Consider the following 20,960-nt stretch of genomic DNA (forward strand, 5'->3'; position numbering starts at 1 on the left):
GGGTCGATGCCCATCGGGGCAAGATTCTAGCATCGCCGGGGCGTCCCGGCCGCAGCGACGCGCCGCGAGCCGCCCGCCGCGACGAGGGGGCATCTAGCCCCGTCCCCCGACCGGCACGCGCGCCTCGCCCGCCAGGCGGGACACCCCCGCGTGGTCGAAGGCCTCGAGCAGCATCTGCGCGTACCTACGCGAGATGCCCAGGCGGTCCCGGAACTGCGCCAGCGTCACAGGGGCGCCAGAGGCGAAGAGCTCACCGAGAGCGGAGCGGGCCTCCTCGTACGCGCTGGCCAGGACCAGCCAGCCGCCGGGCAGCTCGACCAGCGCACCCTCCCCCTCCATGTGGGCGAGAAGGGCCGCGAGCTCCGGCTCGGGAGCGCCGGTCTCCTCGGCGAGCTTGTCGCGCGACATCGCCCTGAGGCCCCTCTCGCCCAGGACCTCGAGCAGGCGCCCCCGAAGCGCAAGCTGGCGGCCATCCAGATGGGGCTCGAAGCCGGGAAGCCAGGCACGGCCCTCCCCCAGCTCGAGGACGCCCTCGTCCGCGAGCCAGCAGAGCCAGGCGTCCGCGACGGAGGGACAAGAGGCGAGGGCGCGCTCGCGCAGCTCCCCCAGCCCCATACCGCGCTCCAGGGGATGGCCGTCCTGGTGCTCCCCCAGCAGTTCCCTGGCCTCGTCGGCGAGCGCACGGGCGCGAGCGGACGAGGCGAGCCCGCCCCCCATGCGGACGCAGGCGCCGGAATCCACCAGCTGGCCGGCGATCCGCCCCGCCTCCCGGGGCGAGAGGTTCTGCGCCACGGCGAGCCGGCCCTCCCCCGGGAGCGCGAGCCCCGCGTCGTCGACGCGCTGGGCCAGGGCCTCCTCGGGCGTGCCGGCGAGGCGGGCGAGGCGCGCGAGGACCTCGGGACGGTGGCGCTTCAGGCGCCTCGAGCCGAACTCGAGGATGCGCCCGCCGCCCACTGTCACCATGGGAGAGAAGAAACGCACGACGAAGCGGTCATTCGCCCTGGCCGCGAGCGTCCCCTGGAGGCTCAGCTGCGCGAAGCCACGCTCGCCGGGGAGGAGCTCGTCGGCATCGAGGAGGCGCAGCCTCCCCACCAGCTCCTGCGTGCCGCAGAAGAGGTGGAGCGAGGAGGAGTTCCTGAGCGAGAAGCGCGCGTCGCCCGTGACCTCGAGCTCCACCGTGACGCGGTCCGCCAGCTCGACCGTGCCCGGAAGCGCCAGGACGTCGCCGCGCCCGACCTCGGAGCGCTCGACACCCGCCAGGTTGGCCGCGACCCGCATGCCGGCCTCGGCCTCGCCCACCGCCTCGCCGTTGCTCTGGAGGCCGCGCACGCGCACGCGCACATGGCTGGGATACAGCTCGAGCTCGTCCCCCACGCGGATGCGCCCGTCCACCAGGCTTCCCGTGACCACGGTGCCGAAGCCCGCCTTCGTGAAGGAGCGGTCTATGGGAAGCCTGCAGGCACGGTCCGGGTCGCGGCGAATCGAACCGCGGGACCCCGGACCCTCCGCGAGCCTTGAGATGACGTCCCTCAGCTCGTCCAGGCCCTCCCCCGTGACGGCCGAGCAGCGCACGCAGGGAGCCCCCTCCAGGAAGCTCCCCCTCACGCGCTCGCGGAGGTCGGCCTCGACGGCGTCCGCCCAACCCGCGTCCACGGCGTCGCACTTGCTGAGCACGAGGACACCCCGCCTCACGCCCAGGAGCTGCAGGATCTGGAGGTGCTCCTGGGTCTGGGGCATGAAGCCCTCGTCCGCGGCGACCACCATGAGCACCAGGTCCATGCCCGTGGCCCCGGCGATCATGTTGCGCACCAGGCGCTCGTGGCCGGGGACGTCGACGACGCTCGCCACCTGCCCGTCGGGCAGCTCGAGGCGCGCGAAGCCGAGGTCCACGGTGATGCCCCGTTCGCGCTCCTCCTTGAGCCGGTCGGTGTCGATCCCCGTGAGGGCGCGCGTCAGCCAGGTCTTGCCGTGGTCGACGTGGCCGGCCGTGCCTATGACCAGCTCGCTCATCGGGCGCCTCCGCCCGCGATGCGCCCGAGGGCGCGCACCACCTCGTCCTCGTCGCCCTCCTGGAGGGTACGCACGGAGAGCACGACGCGGTCGTCCCTCAAGAGGCAGACGACGGGGACGGGGGCCGCCCTGAGGAGTGCCTCGAGGCGTGCGGAGGGCGTTCCCGCGAGCTCGAGCTCCACCCCCGCCCCCGGGAGGAGCGTGCCCGGGAGCGAGCCACCCCCGGCCTCGTCCTCGAGCTCCACCACCCTGCAGCCAAATGCGGGCAGCTCTCCCGCGACCCTTGCCGCCAGCGCCTCGGCCCTGGCGAGGAGCTCCTCTCGCCCGAGGGACAGCATGCGCAGCGTGGGGACGTGACCCAGCGCGTCGGTCTGGCTGCGGCTGAGCCTGAGCGTGGCCTCGAGGGCAGCGAGCGAGAGCTTGTCTATGCGCAGGGCGCGGGCCAGGGGGTTTTGCCTGAGCCGGGCCACGAGCTCGGCCCTGCCCACGACGATGCCCGCCTGGGCCGAGCCGACCAGCTTGTCTCCCGAGAAGCAGACGAGGTCCGCACCGTCCCTTATGGCCGCGCGGGGGGAGGGCACCCCGGGCAGCCCCAGGGCCTCGCCGGGCATCAGGAGGCCCGCACCCAGGTCGAAGAGGAGGGGGATCTTCGCCTGGCGGGCGATCGCGGAGAGCCCGGGCAGGCCCACCTCCTCGGTGAAGCCGCCCATGTAGAAGTTGCTCCGGTGCACCTTGAGGATGGCGCCGGCCCCCTCGGCCACGGCGCGCTCGTAGTCGGCCGGGTGCGTCTTGTTGGTGGTCCCGACCTCCACGAGGCGCGCACCGCCGCGCGCGAGGATGTCCGGCACGCGGAAGGAGCCGCCTATCTCCACCAGCTCCCCGCGCGAGATGGCGACGTCCCTCCCGCGGCAGATCGTGTCGAGCATGAGGAGGGCTGCCGCCGCGTTGTTGTTCACGACGAGGGCGTCCTCCGCGCCGCAGAGCTCGCGGAGCAGCCCCTCGACGCAGGAGCCGCGCCCTCCCCGCGCGCCATCCCCGAGCTCGTACTCGAGGTTGGAGTAGCCCTGCGCCACCTCGGCGACGTGGACCGCGACCTCGGGACCCAGGGGAGCGCGCCCCAGGTTGGTGTGGAGGACGACGCCCGTGGCGTTGATCGTGCGCCTCAGCCGGTGGGGACCGCGGGCGAGGTAGTCGTCGGCGATGTCGCGGGCAAGCTCGTCCTCTCCCGCGACGTGGTCCCGCTCGCCCGAGAGCACCTCCTCCCTGAGGCGTGCGAGAGAGGCGCGGACGAAGTCCGTGAGCTGGCCTGCCGGGACCTGGCCCCTGAGCGCCGCCATGCGGGGGCTTCCCAGGATCGCGTCCACCCGCGGGATGCTGCGCAAGAGGCTCTTGTCGGCCATGGGGTCCTCCCTCGTCGGGGGTCGTGCGGGGCGCCGGGCACGAACCCGGCGCCGGGGCTGGCTTGGCGGGAGCAGGTGGGAATCGAACCCACCCGAGCAGTTGCCTGCCCGAACTGGTTTTGAAGACCAGAGGGCGCACCAGTCGCCCATCTGCTCCCCTCTGGCCCGAGACGGGCCGAGTCGGCGGCACGGCCGGCGGGAGGGGCTCCCGCCGCAGCGGAAGGCCGCCTCCAGAACCTTAGCGCAGATGCGGGGTGCCGGTCGCGCCGCGGAGTGCGCATTTCGCACGGCAGGGCGCGCATTCTATTACGGCGGGGCGCGCATTCTAAATCTGAAATGCGCGTCTCGCCGCAAAATCGCAGGTCAATGGAGGAAGGTGCGCATTTCAGATTTGAAATGCGCACCTTGTGGCAAAACGGGTGTGCGGACGATTTCCTGGACCGCCTAGACGGCCAGCCCCAGACGCCTCCGACGCTCGTCCGGCGTCCCCCAGACCCAGCGCCCGCCCTCGCGGCAGCGCCTCGACCGCCCCTCCCGATAGTGTCGCAGCCAGCCGTCGGGCCTCCCCACGGGCTCCTCCGCCGTGACCCCGCCCCAGTCCCTGCCGCGGGAGAACCCGTCCCTCGACAGGCCGAAGAAGCCCTCGGCGGGGGCGTTGCCGGGGCTCCTCCCCTTGCGGGACATCGAGCGGGTCAGCCCGTGCTCGGCGCAGGCGGACTTCCGGCCCGGCCACCGGTAGCGGCAGCCCCGGTCCGTGTGGACCACCGGCGCCTCCCCCGGGGAGAGGGTCGCGCGGGCGGCGCGCGGCGACGACTCGGCGAGCCACGCGCTCGGGCTGGTGCCCACCGACCAGGCCACGGGCCTGGAGTCGAAGAGGCCGACGGCGGGCGAGAGGTACACCTTGCGCGGGTCGCCCGGGAGGCGGAACTCGGTGATGTCCGAGACCCAGGGCTCGTTGGGCCGCGAGGCGGAGAAGTCGTGGGTGCCGTCGGGCCGCAGCGGGAGGTTGGCGGGCGCCTCGTCGACCTCGCCGGCGTAGGAGCCGTGCCGGCGCCGGCGCCTCAGGTAGAGGGGCCTGAGGCCCCGCTCGCGCATCACGCCGCGCGCCACCTTCTCCGAGACCGGGCGGCCGAGCCTGAGCGCGAGCTCGCGGTGGACGAAGCGGTAGCCGCGGGCGCAGCGGCCCCCCTCGCGGAAGGCCTCCTCGACCCGCCCCGCGACCTCGGCCCTGCGGTCCCTGGGGCCGCCCCGCAGGAGGAGCCCCCGCCAGCACTCATAGGAGCTCTTCGATATCCTCAAGAAACCGGTGGTCGAGCGGAGGGGCAGGCCTGTCTCCCGCCCCGATCTCTCGCCGAGCTCGCACTTGCTCCTGTTCGAGATCGAAGCCGGGTCCCACCCTCCCGCCTTTGGGTCGGCCAACACCGCCCTGAGCAGCAGGTCCCCTGTCTGGTCGGGCGTGAGCCCGGACAGCGGCCCGGAGTCGGGCGGGTCGTAGACGCCCCTCACCTCGCGCCCCCTCCCCCTCGTCGCCCCCGCGCCGCCGACGATCGTAGCGCAGCGCCGCCCGCCCGGCCCCCCAGGACGCTGTGCGGGAGGTGGCCGTGGGCCCACCCCCGAACGGCGCTCGGACGCGGAAATCCACACCTCCGGAAACTGGTAGGCGCAACCCACGTGGTCGTGGTGATGGTGTGTCAGGACGACGGTGAGCGGAAGCGTCGAGATGCCCTCGACGGTCGACCTGAGGTCGCCCAAGCCCTCGCCGGTGTCCACGAGGAGCGCCGCCTCGTCGCCCACCACCAGGAACGCACGGTTGTCTCCCACGTCGGTGAGCCTCCACACGCAGGGCCTGACCTGCGCCACCTTCCACTCCGCCCTCTGCGGCATGATTCCTCCACTCATAGGGGAGGGTGCCCGGCCCAAAGGCCGGGCACCCCACGTTCAGACTACCTGTGACAACATCCAGCCGGACCTAGCGATGGATGTACTCGCCCGCCTGGTACCTCGGGGGAACGACCGGAAGCTCCAGGTAGGAGGCATGCTGGCCACCGGTGTGGACGCAGTGCGTGCCATGGTTCTCCTGGTCCCAGGCCAGGGGCTCGAACCAGCCCTCGCGGATGTAGCGGCCAGAGACCTGGATGCGGAAGCGCTCGCCCTTGTGATAGACGCGGGCGGTGGGGACGATGGCGATCTCGACCTCGCGGACCTCGCCCTCGGCAAGCTTGGCCGGCTCGTCCCTCATCGTGTACACGGGGTTGTGCTTCTTGGAGAGCTTGGTGTCCACGATGGCACGGGAGACGCGGCACTTGCCCCAGGCGCCGGGTGCGGCTCGTCGAGCGTCGTCCAGGGCACCCACGTGCCGTCGGCGGCAGCCTTCTGCACGTTGACGAAGAGGTCCATGTCGTCATGGCCCTCGCAGGACACGAACAGGTGGAGGTCCATGTAGCCGGTGACCTCGATGTCCTCGGGGAGGACGTAGTCGAAGTCGAGCTCGCCCCTGTTGGCGTCGTACTTGGCCACGGCCTCCGCCTCGGGCTTGTCGAAGCCGGCGGCGAAGGTCTCCTTGCTGCCGCCGTCCTGGCTCACGTCGGCGGAGTCAACATGCGCGCTGGCGTCGAGGTAGAGGTTCCTGTACTCGGTGCGCTTGATGGGCCAGGCCTTCTCGGGGCGCTTCTCCTGGTAGTCCACGTCATAGGCGTCCATGATGTCCAGGCGCACGCGCGGGGTCATCTCCCAGCCGTTGTGGATGCCCTTCAGGTAGCGGTCGTAGAAGCGCCTGAGGTCCTCGAGGTTGTCGGGATCATAGGTGTCGGGCCACTCGAAGTCGCGGTGGGCGCGGAGCCACTTGAGGTGGGAGCGGCAGCGACGCCAGGCGTTGACGGATCCAGGCAGGTGGAAGTGGGACCAGCCGGCGGTCTGGTAGACGGGAATCTTGATCATCTTGAAGTCGGCGCGCTTGTCCTCCCAGTACTCGTTCATGGTGGGGTACATCTGCGCCATGGACACCTGGTCGTCAACGCCGTTGGGGCCCGTCACCTGAGCGGCGATGAACTTGTTGAACGAGAGCGCGGGCACGCCGCCCTCGTAGAAGGACTCACGGTAGAGGTCGGTGGTGCACTCCCAGGGGGCGATGCACTTGAGGTGCGGGGGGCACTCGGCTGCGATGCCCCACTGGTGCATGGCCACGCCGGAGTTGCCGGACATGCCGACGTTGCCGTTGCACCAGGGCTGGATGCCGAGCCACTCAACGAAGTCGTAGCCGTCCTCGCGGTCCTGGTGGGTGAACATGTGCACCGAGCCCTCGGAGTGTCCGGCGCCGCGCACGTCGACGTTGGCCACGGCATAGCCCTGGTAGCACCAGTAGAGGGGGTCGGGCGACTCGAACTTTGCGGTCTTGGAGACGGTCATGGGAGGCACGCCCATGATCTGCCACTCACTCATGCCGTCGCCGGGGCGCTTACCGAACCAGGACCACGACACGATGGCCGGGACCTTGGCTCCCTCGATCACGTTGCCAGCCTCGTCCAGGTCACCGGGGCGGAAGATGTCCGCATAGATCCTGCAGCCGTCGCGCATGACGACTTCCTGGTCCTGCATGCAGATGACGCCTGGAGCGACCTGGTAGACGCGCTGGTTGAAGGGCGGGCAGAAGCCCTGGCCCATGCGCGCCATGGGGTCGTCGGAGGCGGAGAGGTCGACCTCGGCCTGGTTGTCGTTGGGCTGGCGGGCCACGAGGTAGGCGGTCATCATCTCGACGCCCTTGAAGGTCTCGGGCTTCAGGTAGAGGTAGCGCTCGCGGTCCGTGTCAAGGTAGACGGGCCACTCGTCGGAGTACTCCTCGCCGCTGCCCTGAACGAGGTCGGAGACCTTCTTGTCGGTCACGGCCTTCCAGTGCTCGGGAATCTTGTAGTCAAGCATGGGGTCTTCTTTCTCAACGTCAACGAGACGCCCGCGCCATGGCGGCACGGGCGGCAGTCACGGGTGCTACTCGTCGAGCAGGTCGCACACGAAGTCGGTGGCCTCGCCGAAGGTCGCGCAGCGACGGAACTTCATGTAGGGCACCTCGACGTCGAGCTCGTCCTCGATGTAGGTGGTGATCTGCGACACCTGCACGGACTTGATGCCGAGGTCCTCGAACCTGGTGTCCTCGCTGAACTCGGAGGGGTCCTTGCCAAAGAGCTGGCCGGCACGGGTGGTGAGCGCGTCCCAAACCTCCTGGCGATCCTCGTCCATTGCTGCTCCCTTCGTCGAGGGGACGCGTCCACGCCCCCGCCCGCGAGCGTCCGCGGGCCTGCCTTCTGGTTCGAGGCTCAGTATCCGCGCGCGTCGTGGGGTCGGCAATGTGGACCGACTCAAATGGACGGGCGCAGGCAAGGTGGCAATTTGTGCTTGAGTGCAGCGTTTGCGCATCCGATGCCACGAGGAGGGGGTGGGGTGGGACCGCGTAGAAGCAGGGTGCGAGCAGAGTGAACCCACTCGAGGTGCGCATTTGAAATCTGAAATGCGCACCTCTCCACAAAACCCCAGCTCAGCGGAGGGAAGTGTACATTTCAAATCTAGAATGCGCACGTCGCACCGGCTGCGGGGCGTCTGGGCCACGCAGCAGCTCATATGCGCGGCGTGGCAGCTAGCTCGAGCGACGGCGTTTGCCCGCGGCGGCATTCGCCCGCTACGGCGTTCGTCCGCGCAGCCTAACGCTCGCGACGACGTCCCAGGAGGAAGGGCAGGTGCCGCCGAATCAGCCGCTCCACGGGAACGAGGACGAGGACGGAGACCAGGGCGAGGAGGACGCCCACACCGAGCTGCGCGGCGAAGGGCGCGTCATGGAGGTCGACGCCGGCGAGCGAGAAGAGCAGCAGCTTGCAGAGGTTCATCGACGGGGCCGAGAGCGCATAGAGGACGAGGCTCCTGCGGCCCAGCTCCCGCAGGGGGCCGCACTCTCCCAGGGCAAGCGAGAGGAACGCCACGGCAAGAGTCCCCGCCAGCGCCAGGAGCAGCATGAGCGCCGCCTGCGGAACGGCCAGGGCGAGGGAGGGGCTCTCCCCCCCGGGGAAGAGCGCCACGTACTCCTGGGTCACGTAGAGGTCGGGCATGACGCGGTGGGCGACGAGGGCCAGCACGACCGCGAGTGCCAGGGCAAGGGGCACGAGCGCACCGCGCGGCACGCGGGCCAGCGCCCCCCTGAGCGCGACGCCCAGGAGGATGTAGCCCGCCGCCTCCACGCCCCTGAGGAGGCAGAGGGGCAGCTTGACCTCCGGTCCCACGGTCCACCAGAGCTGGGACGCGAGAACGAGCAGGACCCCGACGAGGGCGCAGGCGGGGACGTGCCCCCCCTCGCCCGCCCCATCGTCGTCCGGGCCGGCGAGGGCGCGGAGCACCAGGAAGGCGAGGAGCTGCCCCCAGAAGTACGCCCAGAGGAACCAGAGGCCCTCTCCCATGACCAGGACGTCGAACGCCGAGGTCGCGAGGTCCTGGGTGCCCTCGATCGCGAACGAATCCCCGAGGGCGGGCGCCAGGGCGAGGGCGACGGGCTTGAGGAGGTAGTAGAGCGAGAAGACGTAGTACGGGACGAGAAGACCCCGGGCGCGCCTTTGGGCGAAGCCCGCAAACCCCCGTCCCCTGGGACGCAGGACTACCCCGCCCAGGAAGAAGAAGAGCGGCATGTGGAAGAGGTAGAGGTCGTAGTGGAGCTCGGCCAGGGCCGGCAGCCAGACGCTCTGGCCGTCGCCGTTGGTGAGGTGGCCCAGGGCGACGAGGAGGATGCCCAGCCCCTTGGCGACGTCCACCCAGGGCAGCTTGGTGCCCGCGGCGTCGCTCCTGGCGGTCGTCTCCCCCTCCATGTCAGCTCCTTGGTAGCTTCTGGTGGCTTCCCGGCGGGCTGCCACGCTTACGGGTCTGGGCGAGGCCGGAGCCCCACCCAGACGACTTCGCATGCCTTTCCGATGCTGCGCGACTAGATCGCGACGATGTTCACGAGCTTGCCGGGGACGACGATGACCTTTTTGACGCCCTTGCCGGCGATCTGCTCGGCGACCGCCTCGCGTGCCGCTGCCTCGAGCTCGTCCTTGCCGGCAGACGCAGGAACCATGATGCGAGCACGAATCTTACCCTTGACCTGCACCGCAATCTCGACGCTGTCGCTCTTTGCCTGCTCGGGGTCGAACTCGGGCCAGGGCTCGTCGTAGACGGAGCCCTCCCTGCCCAGTGCCTCGTGAAAGAGCTCCTCCGCCCAGTGCGGGCAGATGGGGGCCAGCATGGTCACGATGGCATGGACCGCTCGATAGCAGACCGCGGCGTCGCGTCCGGCGGGCTCGGTCTCGTTCAGGTACTTGCTCGCCGCGTTGACAAGCTCCATGCAGGCCGAGATGGCGGTGTTGAACTGCCCGCGGTCGAAGTCGGAGGTGCAGCGCAGGCCCATCTCGTTGAGGCAGCGGTTGAGCTCCCTCGAGGCGGCATCGGTCGTCGTAAGGTCGAGCCCTGCCCTGGCGTCAGCGGTCTGGGAGAGGCCCCACACCACGCGCCAGGCACGCTTGATGAAACGGTTCGCGCCGGCGACGGCCTCCTCGTCCCAGTCGAAGTCCTTCTCGGGGGGAGCCACGAAGAGGATGGCCAGGCGCATGGTGTCGGCGCCGTAGGGCTCGATCACGCTGGAGGGCGGCACGACGTTGCCCTTGGACTTGCTCATGGTCTCGCCGTTGGCGTCCTTGACCATGCCCTGGCAGAGCAGGTTGGTGAAGGGCTCGTCCACGTCTATCATGCCCAGGTCGCGCAGGACCTTGGTCCAGAAGCGCGAGTAGAGCAGGTGCAGGATGGCGTGTTCGATGCCGCCCACGTAGTTGTCGACGGGCATCCAGCGGTCCACGGACCCCTTCGAGAAGGGGGCCTGGTCGTTGTGCGGGTCGCAGTAGCGCAGGTAGTACCAGCTCGAGCAGGTGAAGGTGTCCATCGTGTCGGTGATGCGACGGGCGGGCCTGCCGCAGCGCGGGCAGGTCGTCTCGTAGAAGGGGGCGTACTCGGCCAAGGTCTCGCCGGCACCGAGGTCGAGGTTGTCGGGCAGGAGGACGGGCAGGTCCTCCTCGGGCACGGGAACGTCACCGCAGTCGTCACAATGGATCATGGGGATGGGGTTGCCCCAGTAGCGCTGGCGGCTGATGAGCCAGTCGCGCAGGCGGAACTGAACCTTCTCGCGACCCACGCCCCTCTCGCCCAGCCACTTGATGATGGCGTCGACGGCCTCGGAGTGCTTGCCGCCCTTGAGGCCGGTGAACTGGCCGGACTGCACCAGGTAGCCCTCGGCGTCCATGGCGTGCTCCCAGTCCACGCTGCGCACGCGCAGCTCGCGCTCGTCCTTGAGCTCCTCGTAGAGTGGGTCGTCCTTCTTGCAGATGATCGGGGCTATCTCGAGGCCGTACTTCTTGGCGAAGTCGAAGTCGCGCTGGTCGCCGCAGGGGACGCCCATGACGGCGCCGGTGCCATAGTCCATGAGGACGTAGTCGGCGACCCAGATGGGCGCGGGGCGGCCGTTGATGGGGTTGATGACGTAGCGCCCGGTGAAGACGCCGTGCTTCTCCCTGCCGGAGCCCTGACGGTCAACGCTCGAGACCTTCTCGGTCGCGGCCTTGAGCTCCAGGAACTCGGCCTCGTGCTCGCTGCCGGCGACGAGCTCGGTCGCCAGCGGCGACTCCGGGGGCAGCAGGAAGAAGCTCACGCCGAAGAGGGTGTCGGCGCGGGTGGTGAAGACGGTGACCTTGCGGTCGGTGGGGGTCACGCCGTCCTCGGCCGCCAGGACGAAGTCGATCTCGGCTCCCTCGGAGCGGCCGATCCAGTTGCGCTGCTGGGCCTTGACGTTCTCGGGCCAGCCCTCCAGCTTGTCGAGGTCGTCCAGGAGCTCCTGGGCGTAGTCGGTGATCTTGAGGTACCACTGTGAGAGCTCGCGCTTCTCGGGAATCGAGCCGCACCTCCAGCAGCGACCGTCCACGACCTGCTCGTTGGCGAGCACGGTCTTGCAGTGGGGACACCAGTTGACGGGCGAGGTGGCGCGGTACGCCAGGCCCTTCTCCCACATCTTGATGAACATCCACTGGCCCCAGCGGTAGTACTCGGGGTCGCAGGTGTTGAACATGCGGTCGTAGTCATACGAGAAGCCCATGCGCTTCATGGTCTTGACTGCCTGGGCGATGTTCTGGTGGGTCCACTCGCTCGCCTGGGTGTTGTGCTTGATGGCGGCGTTCTCGGCGGGCAGGCCGAAGGCGTCGAAGCCCATGGGGTGCAGCACATCGAAGCCGCGCATGCGGGCCTGGCGCGCCATGGCGTCACCGATGGTGTAGTTGCGCGCGTGGCCCATGTGCAGGTCGCCCGAGGGGTACGGGAACATCTCGAGCACGTACCTCTTGGGCTTGGAGGGGTCCTCGTCGGTCTTGTAGAGCGACTCCTCCTCCCAGCGCGCCTGCCACTTGGTCTCTATCCTCTGGGCGTCATAGGCGGGAACGTCGCCCGTCTCGCGCCTGACATCGCTGTTCTCAGCCATGAGTTCCTTTCCTTGGCACAAAAAGACATACATGGGGGAGTATAGCGAGAAACGCGTCGCGGTCTCGCGCAGGGCGCTGATGCGGACGTGCGGTCACTGCGCTGCCACACGTCCGTGGCGCCTGCCAGGCGAGCCGACAAGGAAGAGGGGCCAGGCTCAGCCTGACCCCTCGGACTCGGCACCTTGCAAGGAGGCCTGACGGGGCGCCTAGGCCTTGTCGTCCCTGCGACGGAGGCGGAACGCGACGAGCAGCGAGGCGGCGGCAAGGCCTGTGACCGCCACGTACGCGACGGGAGAGAGGTCGTCCCCGGTCTTGGGGAGCCTGGAGAGGACCTTGCGGACCACGTGCCCCACATGCCCTGGGAGCGCGGGCACCGGTCCGGGCTGCGGAGCCGGGTCCGGCGTCGGGTTGGGGGTCGGATCTGGCGTCGGGGTCGGGTCGGGCGTCGGATCGGGCTTGGGGTTGGGTTGGGGTTGGGGTTGGGGTTGGGGTTGGGGTTGGGGTTGGGGTTGGGGTTGGGGTTGGGGTTGGAGGGCTCGGTCACCTCGAGCGAGAGCTGGATGGTGTCATCGTCCGTCGCCACGGCATCCTTGCCCGGTGCCCACTGCGTGCCGTTCCACACGAACGAGAAGACCTTCGAGGTCCCCTCGTCGGTGGTGGCGCGTGCCGCGAAATGGCCGCCGACCGTGCCCACGATGGTCAACGTCTTGCCCGTTTCGGCATTCGTGGAGACCTTGAGCCCGGGGACGACGAGCCTCATCCAGCTGGGGCTGTTCTCGCCCGCGTCACCGGCGGCGTCGACGACGGCCTCGAGCTTGTCATAGGTCGTGATCTGGTCGGGGTCGCTCAGGACGAAGGAGACGGTGACGGTCTTGCCGTCGACCCTGACGTCACCCACCTTGAAGCCGGGGCCAAACGCCTCGGTCGTGACCTGAGATGGATCGAGGGACGCGGGGAGCTCGATGTCGTCGGGGACGGTGAAGCTGGCGCTGAAGCCGAAGTCCCTGACGTCCAGCTTGATGTCCTCGTGGCTGACGCCGGGGTAGCGGGCCTCGATGGCGGCCATCTGCGCCTTGACGGGAGCGACGTCAATCGCCCCGGTCAGGTCGAAGCTGGAGCCCTTCTCGGCCCTTATGACCGCGTCGTGCTCGGTGTCGCCGGCGACGAGCATGTCACCCTCGAGACCGCCCTCGATGGGCGAGGTGGTGGCGAGGGTCAGCTGGATGGTGGGATCGCTTGCGGACAGGATGGCATCACGCCCCTCGTCTGTCTGCTCGCCGTTCCACGTGAAGGCGAAGACCTTGGTCTTCCCACCCTCGGAGGTCGCCTTCGAGTGGAAGGTCCCCGTGACCGTGCCCGTGACGCTCAGGCGGGTACCCACCGCGACGTCATCCGAGACCCGCGTGGGAACCGTGAGCCTCATCGTGTCGGAGACTGCGGAGACGGCATCCTTCAGCTGCTGGTAGTTCGCGATTCCGGACTTGAGGTCCATGGTGACGGTGACCTTGTTGCCCTCCGTCGTGACGTCCGACACGGCAAAGGTGTCGGAGAAGCCCTCGACCGTGACGTCCCTCTTCCCAAGCCCGACTTTGGGGCTCACACCCTCGGGAAGCGTGAGCGTGGCCACGAAGCCCGAGCTGAGGTCCGAGAGCGCGATGGACTCGAAGCGGTCGGGGGTGGTGCCAAACTGGCCCTCGATGGCCTCCATCTGGCTCTTGACGCTCGTCACCCCCACGACGCCCGTGAGGTTCACCTCCTCGCCTTGCAGGACCTCGTGCACTGCCTCGTGCTCCGTGTCACCGTCCGCCTCGAGGTCTGCGGGCAGTCCGATGGTGGAGGGGACCACGGAGACCATGGTCTGGCGGACGTCGTCGCCGCGGGGGTCCCTGCCGGCCTCCAGCTGCTGGGAGGTCCAGTCGAAGACGAAGCGCTTGGTCTCGCTCCCCTTCTTGGCGACGGCGAAGAAGTTACCGCTCACGTCGCCGGTCGCGGCGAACTCGACGCCGTTCTGGACGCCGTCGGCCAGCGTGAGACCAGAGATAGTCGCCGTGATGAAGTTTGAGTCGTTGATGCTAGCGGCACGTTCGGCAGCCAGGCCGGTACCGTCCACGGCATCCTTCAGCAGCTGATAGGTGGTGAAGCCGTCGTTGAGCTTGAAGGTGACGGTCACCTCCTGCCCGGAGGCGGTGACGGAGTCGAGCCTGAAGAGGTCGCCCATGCCCGCAACCTGCACCTGGGGATCCGCAGGGACCTTCACCTCGTCAGGAAGCGTGACCTTGGCCGTGAACGTCGACGCGGCACCAGAGAGCTCGATGTCCGAGAAGTGCTCGGAATCCTCCTCGAAGCTCTTCTCGATAGAGCGCATCTGGTCTTTGATCGCAGTGGTGTCGATGGCCCCCGTCAGGCTGAACTCCTTGCCCGCCTCGACGAACTTGATCTCGTTGGACACGTCCTTGGAGTCCCCCCACATATCGGCATCGAGCGCGCCGCTCGCCTGGATGGTGGGGACGGAGGGGTCGTCCTTCCACTTGAGGTAGTACGTGACGTCGCCCTTGACCGTGGTTCCGGAGTCAAGGGTCGCAACGTCGGAGCCCTGGGGGTCGTCGTACCAATAACTGTATTCGTGGCCATAAACGTAGCCGAGAAACGTGAGATCCTTTGTCTCGTGCTCAAGCAGGAAACCCGCGCGGGACGCCATGCCCTCGAAGCCCGCTGTGTCCTTGCTCGGAGACGCGATGCCAGCGGTGCTGGCGTCGACGGAGCCGTCAAGGGACTTCAGGAGGTCGCCCAGCTTCTGGTTGTCCGAGACCTTGGCCTGCCTTTTGACGGTCGCGACCTCTCCCCCGTTGGCCCCGGTGGAGATGGAGAACACGTCCGTCTTGGTCTTGAACACGCTGTCATCGGAAAAAGTTCCCCCGTTGGCAGAGAAGCGGACCGTCGCAAGCTGGTCCTCCCACTGCGCATAGAGATCTACGGAGCTCTTGTCGGTGGGAAGCGTGAGGACGTCGCCAGAGGCATGCTCCTCTCCCCTGCCGTCGGCGCTGGTGTTCCAGCCCTTGAAGATCTTGCCCGGCTGGGAGAAGGCGCCGTTCGCGGCGATGGCAGCATCGATCGACGCTACGGTCGCACTGCGGTCGGGCCTGTTCGCAGAGACGGTATAGGTGGCGTCATCGGCAAGGTTGCTGTGGTAGACGATGCCATAGCTGGCGGAGTCGCTCGACCACTTGGCATAGGCGACCAGGGGCGCATTGACCGTGACGGAGCTGTCGTACGCGCGTTCCACACCGTCCGCATCCCTGTAGAACCAACCCTCGAAGTGATAGCCAAGTGCCGTGGGGTCGCCTGGGACCTGCGCGCTGCCGGCTGCGGGCGTGGCGTCGGCGAGCGCGTAGCCGCGCATGGCGACGGCAGCCTTGTCCGCGACCGTTCCGTCACTGAATCTCGCCCCGACCGCCTGGGCGGCGTCCGGGGCATTGAGCCTGAAGGTAACGCTCTCGGCGGGGACCCACACGTGCTTCTGTCCGTCGGACGAGGCGTTGGCCACGGGGTAGCTGTAGCTTGTACCGTTCGAGTTAAGAGGCGAAAGCGCGCTCGTGCTTGCGTCGGCCAGCGTGAAGAGCATGAGCCGCTCGTTGCCGTTGTCCGCGCCGTTGGTGGGAACGGTGCTGCCACTGCCGGAGTTGTAGTCCGGGGCATACTTCACGAGGTGGGAGCCACCGAGCACGACGTAGTTCGTGCCCGTCTGGCCCGCGCCCGTGTCTGCGTTCTTCGCCGCAGGCGACTCGACGAGCGAGCTGCCGTCGAACTCGATGTAGCCGTTGCCCTGCGCGCCGAAGAGCGCGCCGGAGTTCTTGCCGTTGCCCTTGAGTGTCGAGTTGTCGAAGACCACTTTTCCGGTGTTGACGTTGAGCCCACCTGTGCCGCCGTTGTTGAGCTCGATGGTGGAATTGGTCACGGTGACCGTCGTGCTCGCGTTGCCGCCGACCGAGATGCCGGCCGTCGACCCGGTGTTGGAGGTGATGTGCGAGTTCACGATGTTGCAGGACGACTGGATGGCCATGCCCGTGGGATAGCGCCAGGAACTCCCTTTGTTGATCGTCAGTTCGGAGTCGCTCATGTTGAGTTGGTTCATGTAGTAGGTCTGGCCGAAGCCCGCCACGGTGAGCGAGGCGTTCTTGAGGTTGAGGTCACGAGCGTCGAACCAGGTGCGCGTCTGGGAGTTCACGCTCACGGTGCAGTTCTCGAAGGTGATGCCCGACTCGTAGAAGTTGGTGTCGCACTTGTCGTCGGCCGTGATGGTGAGGCTGTCCTTGCCACCGCTGCCCCTGACCGTTCCGCCCAGGGCGATGCCACGGGTGCCGTTCCCGCCGGCGTTGTCCTCGAACACGTAGCTGCCGTCGGTGATTGTCGAACCCGCCCTGGCGGTCAGTGCCGTGCCAAAGCCGGACATGGTCAGCGTGGCGCCATCCAGGCACCTGAGGGTCGATCCGCTCGCAAGCGTGATGCCATCCGCGCCGGTGCCCTCCATGGTGGTGACGCCGGCGACGACCAGGGTCACACCTGCGGGGATGGTGGCCGCAGCGGGCGCAGAGAAGCTGCCCTTGATCTTGATGGTCGTTATCGCCGGGTTTGCCGCTTGGAGCTCCAGCGCCTTGCCAAGGGACTTGAGGGGAGCTGTGCTCGACCCATCGTCGGCGTCGCTTCCGGTGCTGCCGTCGACCCAGAGCTCCACCGTCTCTGTCGGGGCGGACGCGGGCGGTGCCGCGGCGAGGGCGGGTGCTTCGGCGGCCGTCGCTTCAGCAGAAGCGGAGGGACTCGCCTCCTCGTCAGCAGGAGCGGCGTCGGCAGCCTCGACGCCTTCGGCGCCAGCGTCTCCCGATGTTGCTGACGCTGCCGTCCCGTCAGGAACGTCCTGCCCGTCGGACACAGGCTCAGAGGTCGATGCGGCGGCGGCGCCCGATGCCGGTTCGGCATAGCCCGGGACCGCGGGGAATCCCTGCAGTGCCAAGGCGAGCGTGAGCGCGGTGACGAGGGACCGCCTTCCCAGGCCCAGCTCCCGAGAGCTCCTTGTGGACATTCTCACTCCTTTGCTTTTATATACTAAATTTCATACAGAGTAATTTTATCTCCACCGGATGGAACAGAGGGACCCGGCGGCAAAAAACTCGTGCGAAACCCAAGGGGGTCCGTCCGACAAGGCCGCAAGCCCGACCGAACGCAGGCAGGCCAATCGGGCGGGGAGGGACGGCAACGAAGCCACTGCCACCCGAAGGAACGCTGTCGTAGGCCGGGCAACCTGCAAACCGGCTGCGGCAGGCACCTACCTGAGATCAAATATCGAGCGCACGTGGGACATCACGCGGGTCATGGTGGCTTCAGGCACGACGCCGAGCAGCTCGTATCCACGGCGCTCGAGGTCGAGGCAACGCAGGACCTCCACCTGAACGTAACCCCGTACCAGCCCCGTGCTCAACGGGACGTGCAAGGGATAGCCGTTGTTCGTACTGGTGACTGGCGCAACCACAACCAGGCTCGACCTGCAGTTGAAGCCATAGGTGCTCAGAACCACGGCAGGCCTGGACTTCGCAGGCTCATGTCCCACTGCCGGGGTGAAGCTCACCTCGACGAGGTCGCCCTGCTCGAGCGGCGTCACTCCACCACCTCCGCCCCGACGTCATCCCCCCAGTCGGGCTCTGGGCTCGGCTCACTTCCTTCGTAGCCCCTAAAGAGGCTCTCTATGCTCTGATAGGGGGCGTCACCGTACGAACGGTGGGGACCAAGGGGTCTGAGGGTGATGAATGGTCCCTCCTCATCCGACCCACCGACGGCGTCAAGCGTCGCTCCGACATCGACCCCAAGCAGGTCGCACATCGGCTTGGGTATGCGCACCGCCCGTGAGCCGCCCCAACGACCGAGCTTCGTAGTGCCTTCCATCGTGGCGACGGCATTCATCCTTCCACCCCCTGATATGGATATTCTTCTACATATCATACCCAACGTCCAGCAGCCAAAACAAGGCGAGAGGCCCGCCGGCTTCGTGCCGGGGACCTCTCGCCCAAAGTCGCATGGCCTCGACCGAGACGAGGTTGGCTCGTCGCGGGCGCCGCCTCTTACGAGCGGAAGTTCATGTCTGAGTTTGAGTCCTTCAGCATGACGTCATGCGCGCCGCCCTCGACCAGCGAGGTGGCCGAGACCAGGGTGATCTTGGCCTTGTCGCGCAGCTCGGGAAGGTTGAGAGCCCCGCAGTTGCACATGGTGGAGCGAACCTTGGTGAGGGAGTTCTCGACGTTGTCCTTGAGCGGGCCCGCGTAGGGGACATAGGAGTCGACGCCCTCGACGAACGAGAGGGCCTTCTTCTCTCCCCCGAGGTCATAGCGAGCCCAGTTGCGGGCGCGGGCAGACCCCTCGCCCCAGTACTCCTTGACGTAGGAGCCGTTTACGTTGAGCCTGCGCGTGGGCGACTCGTCGAAGCGGGCGAAGTAACGGCCCAGCATCAGGAAGTCGGCACCCATGGCCAGGGCAAGCGTCATGTGGTAGTCGTACACGATGCCGCCGTCGGAGCACACGGGCACGTAGACGCCCGTCTCCTCGAAGTACTCATCGCGGGCGCGGCAGACGTCGATGAGCGCGGAGGCCTGGCCACGGCCGATGCCCTTCTGCTCGCGAGTGATGCAGATCGAGCCGCCACCGATGCCCACCTTGACGAAGTCGGCCCCGCAGTCCGCCAGGTAGCGGAAGCCCTCGGCGTCGACCACGTTGCCCGCGCCGACCTTGACGGAGTCGCCGTAATGCTCGCGCACCCAGTCCAGGGTCAGCTTCTGCCACTCGGAGTAGCCCTCGGAGGAGTCGATGCAGAGCACGTCGGCACCGGCCTCCACCAGCAGGGGCACGCGGGTCGCATAGTCGCGGGTGTTGATGCCGGCGCCCACGATATAGCGCTTGTGTTCGTCGAGGAGCTCGTCGGGGCGCGACTTGTGGGAGTCGTAGTCCTTGCGGAAGACGAGGGACGAGAGGTTCCCGTCCTTGTCCACGATGGGAAGGGTGTTGACCTTGTTGTCCCAGATGATATCGTTGCAGACCTTGAGGGGCACCGTGGTGTCCGCCGTCACGCACTCGGCGGCGGGGGTCATGAACTCGCTGACGAGCTTGCCGCGGTCGTCGCGCGACACGCGGTAGTCGCGGCTGGTCACGATGCCGCAGAACCTGCCATGGGGGCTGCCGTCCTCGGTCACGGGCATGGTGGTGTGACCCGTGCGGTCGCGGAGCTCGAGCACGTCGGCCAGGGTCATGTCGGGCGTGAGCGTGGAGTCGGACACGACGAAGCCGGCCTTGTAGGTCTTGACCTCGCGGACCATGGCGGCCTCGTCCTCGGGGGTCTGCGAGCCGTAGATGAACGAGATGCCGCCCTGCTGGGCGAGGGCGACGGCCAGGCGCGGGCCGGAGACGGCCTGCATGATGGCCGAGACCATGGGGATGTTCATCTTGATGGCAGGCTCCTCGCCGCGCCTGAACTTGACGAGGGGCGTCTCGAGCGAGACGTTCGCCGGGACGTTCTCGTGGGAGGAGTAGCCGGGAACCAGAAGATACTCGGAGAAGGTGTGGGACTCTCCCTCGAAGAACGTTGCCATGCAGCTCCCCTTTCTTCGCGATGCGCCACGACCTGGGCCGTGGCGCATCTTGCAGACTAAGTTGTGGTCGATTCTAGCATCCGGCACAGGCTCGGGCTACCTCGCGCCCTCCCCCATGACATCGTCGAAGTTGACCGCGATGTCATGCTTCGTGGGGACCCACTCGACCTTCTTGAACAGGGCCGCGACCGTGATGGGGATGTAGGACATCATGAAGAGCGGGAAGGTGAAGAGGTTGGTGAAGATGCGCCACTTCTTCTTGGCGTGGATGTGCTTGCGCTCGCTGATCGTGGTGATGACGGCGAGGATGAAGAACACCACGTACATAGAGGCGAAGGTCATGATGAGCGAGCCCACGCACATGGCCAGCTCGCCATCGGTGGCGATGAAGCCGTGGCTCAGGTAGCCTACGATTAGATAGGACGCGTTCACGAAGGCGGAGAGGAGCGTCAGGATCATGCCCGGGGCAACCGTCATGAGCATGTCATACGAGGCGAACTGCCCCTTGCCTATGCCATGGAGCAGGTTCCTGTTGTACGAGAAGAACACCTGGTAGAAACCCTTTGTCCAGCGCATGCGCTGAATCCAGGACGCCTTGAAGGTGAGGGGCTGCTCGTCGAAGAACTCCGCGGGAGCGTAGCCGATCTGGATGCCGTGCGCGCAGCAGAAGGTCGAGAACTGGATGTCCTCCGTCAGGGTGTGGAAGTTCCAGCCGTGCATGCCGCGGATGATGCTCGCGGCGACGAGCCAACCCGATCCCGAGATGGCACAGCTCGTGCCCAGCATCATGCGGGCGTTGTTGAGGAACTTCGCCTCGCGCAGGAACCAGAGAGCGTACGCCGAGCTGATCCAGCTGGAGTCGAAGTTCTTGGAGTTGCGGTAGCTGGTGCAGACCAGGTAGCCGGCGTCGAAGGCCTGGTTCATGACCTGGACGTAGTCGGGCGCGATGATGTTGTCCGCGTCCATCACGAAGAAGGCCTCGTACTTTTCCCCGTACTCGTCGAGAATGCGGTCGAAGGCGTAGTCGAGCACCCAGCTCTTGCCCTTGCGCACGAGGTCGTTGCGCTCCCAGGTGATGGCGCCGGCCTTGCGCGCCTCGTCCGCGGTGGAGTCGGTGCAGGCGTCCGCCACGACGAAGCAGTCTATGATCCCGTCATACTCCTGGGTGAGGATGGAACGCACCAGGTTGCCGATGACCGGCTCCTCGTTGTGGGCGGCGATCACGAAAGCATAGCTGTGGTTCCGCTTCGCCTTCGGCAGCACGACCGTGCCGCGCAGCATCACGCGGATGATGTAGACCAGCTGGTAGAAGTAGGCGAGCGTGAAGAACAGCCAGATGATGCCGTTGAAGATGACTATCGGCGTGAGTCCCAACCTGTTGAACACGGCCCTACCTC

13 protein-coding genes, 1 tRNA gene and 1 pseudogene are annotated in these 20,960 nt (G+C 67.6%); all 15 read right to left on the reverse strand.

What is annotated here, in order from left to right; all coding sequences use genetic code 11:
• Positions 1–93: 93 nt before the first annotated feature.
• Positions 94–2,010 carry a selenocysteine-specific translation elongation factor gene (gene selB / locus HMPREF1008_RS08130; RefSeq protein ID WP_009279382.1) on the reverse strand — a complete coding sequence of 639 codons (1,917 nt, stop codon included), beginning with the start codon at positions 2,008–2,010 and terminating at the stop codon, positions 94–96.
• Entirely contained in the window at positions 2,007–3,410 is a 1,404-nt protein-coding gene (selA, locus tag HMPREF1008_RS08135; protein ID WP_009279383.1) for an L-seryl-tRNA(Sec) selenium transferase, read from the reverse strand. The genes selB and selA overlap by 4 nt, the downstream gene beginning before the upstream one ends.
• Positions 3,411–3,473: 63 nt before the next feature.
• Positions 3,474–3,568: transfer RNA gene (locus HMPREF1008_RS08140), tRNA-Sec, on the reverse strand.
• 286 nt (positions 3,569–3,854) lie between these two features.
• Positions 3,855–5,294 carry a DDE-type integrase/transposase/recombinase gene (locus HMPREF1008_RS08145; protein WP_009279384.1) on the reverse strand — a complete coding sequence of 480 codons (1,440 nt, stop codon included), beginning with the start codon at positions 5,292–5,294 and terminating at the stop codon, positions 3,855–3,857.
• Positions 5,295–5,379: 85 nt separating this feature from the next.
• Positions 5,380–5,691, reverse strand: coding sequence for a CocE/NonD family hydrolase C-terminal non-catalytic domain-containing protein (locus HMPREF1008_RS11005; RefSeq protein WP_009279385.1), 312 nt, complete (start codon positions 5,689–5,691; stop codon positions 5,380–5,382).
• Positions 5,646–7,325: a CocE/NonD family hydrolase gene (locus HMPREF1008_RS08150; RefSeq protein WP_009279386.1), complete on the reverse strand. Its 1,680-nt coding sequence runs from the start codon at positions 7,323–7,325 to the stop codon at positions 5,646–5,648. Before HMPREF1008_RS08150 ends, HMPREF1008_RS11005 begins: the two co-directional genes overlap by 46 nt.
• 66 nt (positions 7,326–7,391) lie before the next feature.
• Positions 7,392–7,640, reverse strand: coding sequence for an acyl carrier protein (locus HMPREF1008_RS10685; protein WP_009279387.1), 249 nt, complete (start codon positions 7,638–7,640; stop codon positions 7,392–7,394).
• Between the two features lie 458 nt (positions 7,641–8,098).
• On the reverse strand, positions 8,099–9,247 hold the full coding sequence (locus HMPREF1008_RS08160) for an acyltransferase family protein (RefSeq protein WP_009279388.1): 1,149 nt from the start codon (positions 9,245–9,247) through the stop codon (positions 8,099–8,101).
• Between the two features lie 113 nt (positions 9,248–9,360).
• Positions 9,361–11,934 carry a leucine--tRNA ligase gene (gene leuS, locus HMPREF1008_RS08165; protein WP_040656781.1) on the reverse strand — a complete coding sequence of 858 codons (2,574 nt, stop codon included), beginning with the start codon at positions 11,932–11,934 and terminating at the stop codon, positions 9,361–9,363.
• 207 nt (positions 11,935–12,141) lie between these two features.
• Positions 12,142–12,309 (reverse strand): LPXTG cell wall anchor domain-containing protein, encoded by a 168-nt coding sequence (locus HMPREF1008_RS11090; protein WP_369750399.1) that lies wholly within the window; start codon positions 12,307–12,309, stop codon positions 12,142–12,144.
• A 2,861-nt stretch (positions 12,310–15,170) separates the two neighbouring features.
• Positions 15,171–17,012: pseudogene (locus tag HMPREF1008_RS11095) on the reverse strand (cell wall-binding protein); the annotation flags it as partial.
• 243 nt (positions 17,013–17,255) lie between these two features.
• Positions 17,256–17,588, reverse strand: coding sequence for a type II toxin-antitoxin system PemK/MazF family toxin (locus HMPREF1008_RS08175; RefSeq protein WP_009279391.1), 333 nt, complete (start codon positions 17,586–17,588; stop codon positions 17,256–17,258).
• Positions 17,585–17,887 (reverse strand): hypothetical protein, encoded by a 303-nt coding sequence (locus HMPREF1008_RS08180; RefSeq protein ID WP_009279392.1) that lies wholly within the window; start codon positions 17,885–17,887, stop codon positions 17,585–17,587. The genes HMPREF1008_RS08175 and HMPREF1008_RS08180 overlap by 4 nt, the downstream gene beginning before the upstream one ends.
• A 158-nt stretch (positions 17,888–18,045) precedes the next feature.
• On the reverse strand, positions 18,046–19,563 hold the full coding sequence (locus tag HMPREF1008_RS08185; RefSeq protein ID WP_009279393.1) for an IMP dehydrogenase: 1,518 nt from the start codon (positions 19,561–19,563) through the stop codon (positions 18,046–18,048).
• Positions 19,564–19,659: 96 nt separating this feature from the next.
• Complete coding sequence (locus HMPREF1008_RS08190) at positions 19,660–20,949, reverse strand: glycosyltransferase family 2 protein (RefSeq protein ID WP_009279394.1); 1,290 nt, start codon at positions 20,947–20,949, stop codon at positions 19,660–19,662.
• Positions 20,950–20,960 lie beyond the last annotated feature (11 nt).

Source organism: Olsenella sp. oral taxon 809 str. F0356, assembly GCF_000233535.1.
Classification (GTDB): domain Bacteria; phylum Actinomycetota; class Coriobacteriia; order Coriobacteriales; family Atopobiaceae; genus Olsenella_I; species Olsenella_I phocaeensis.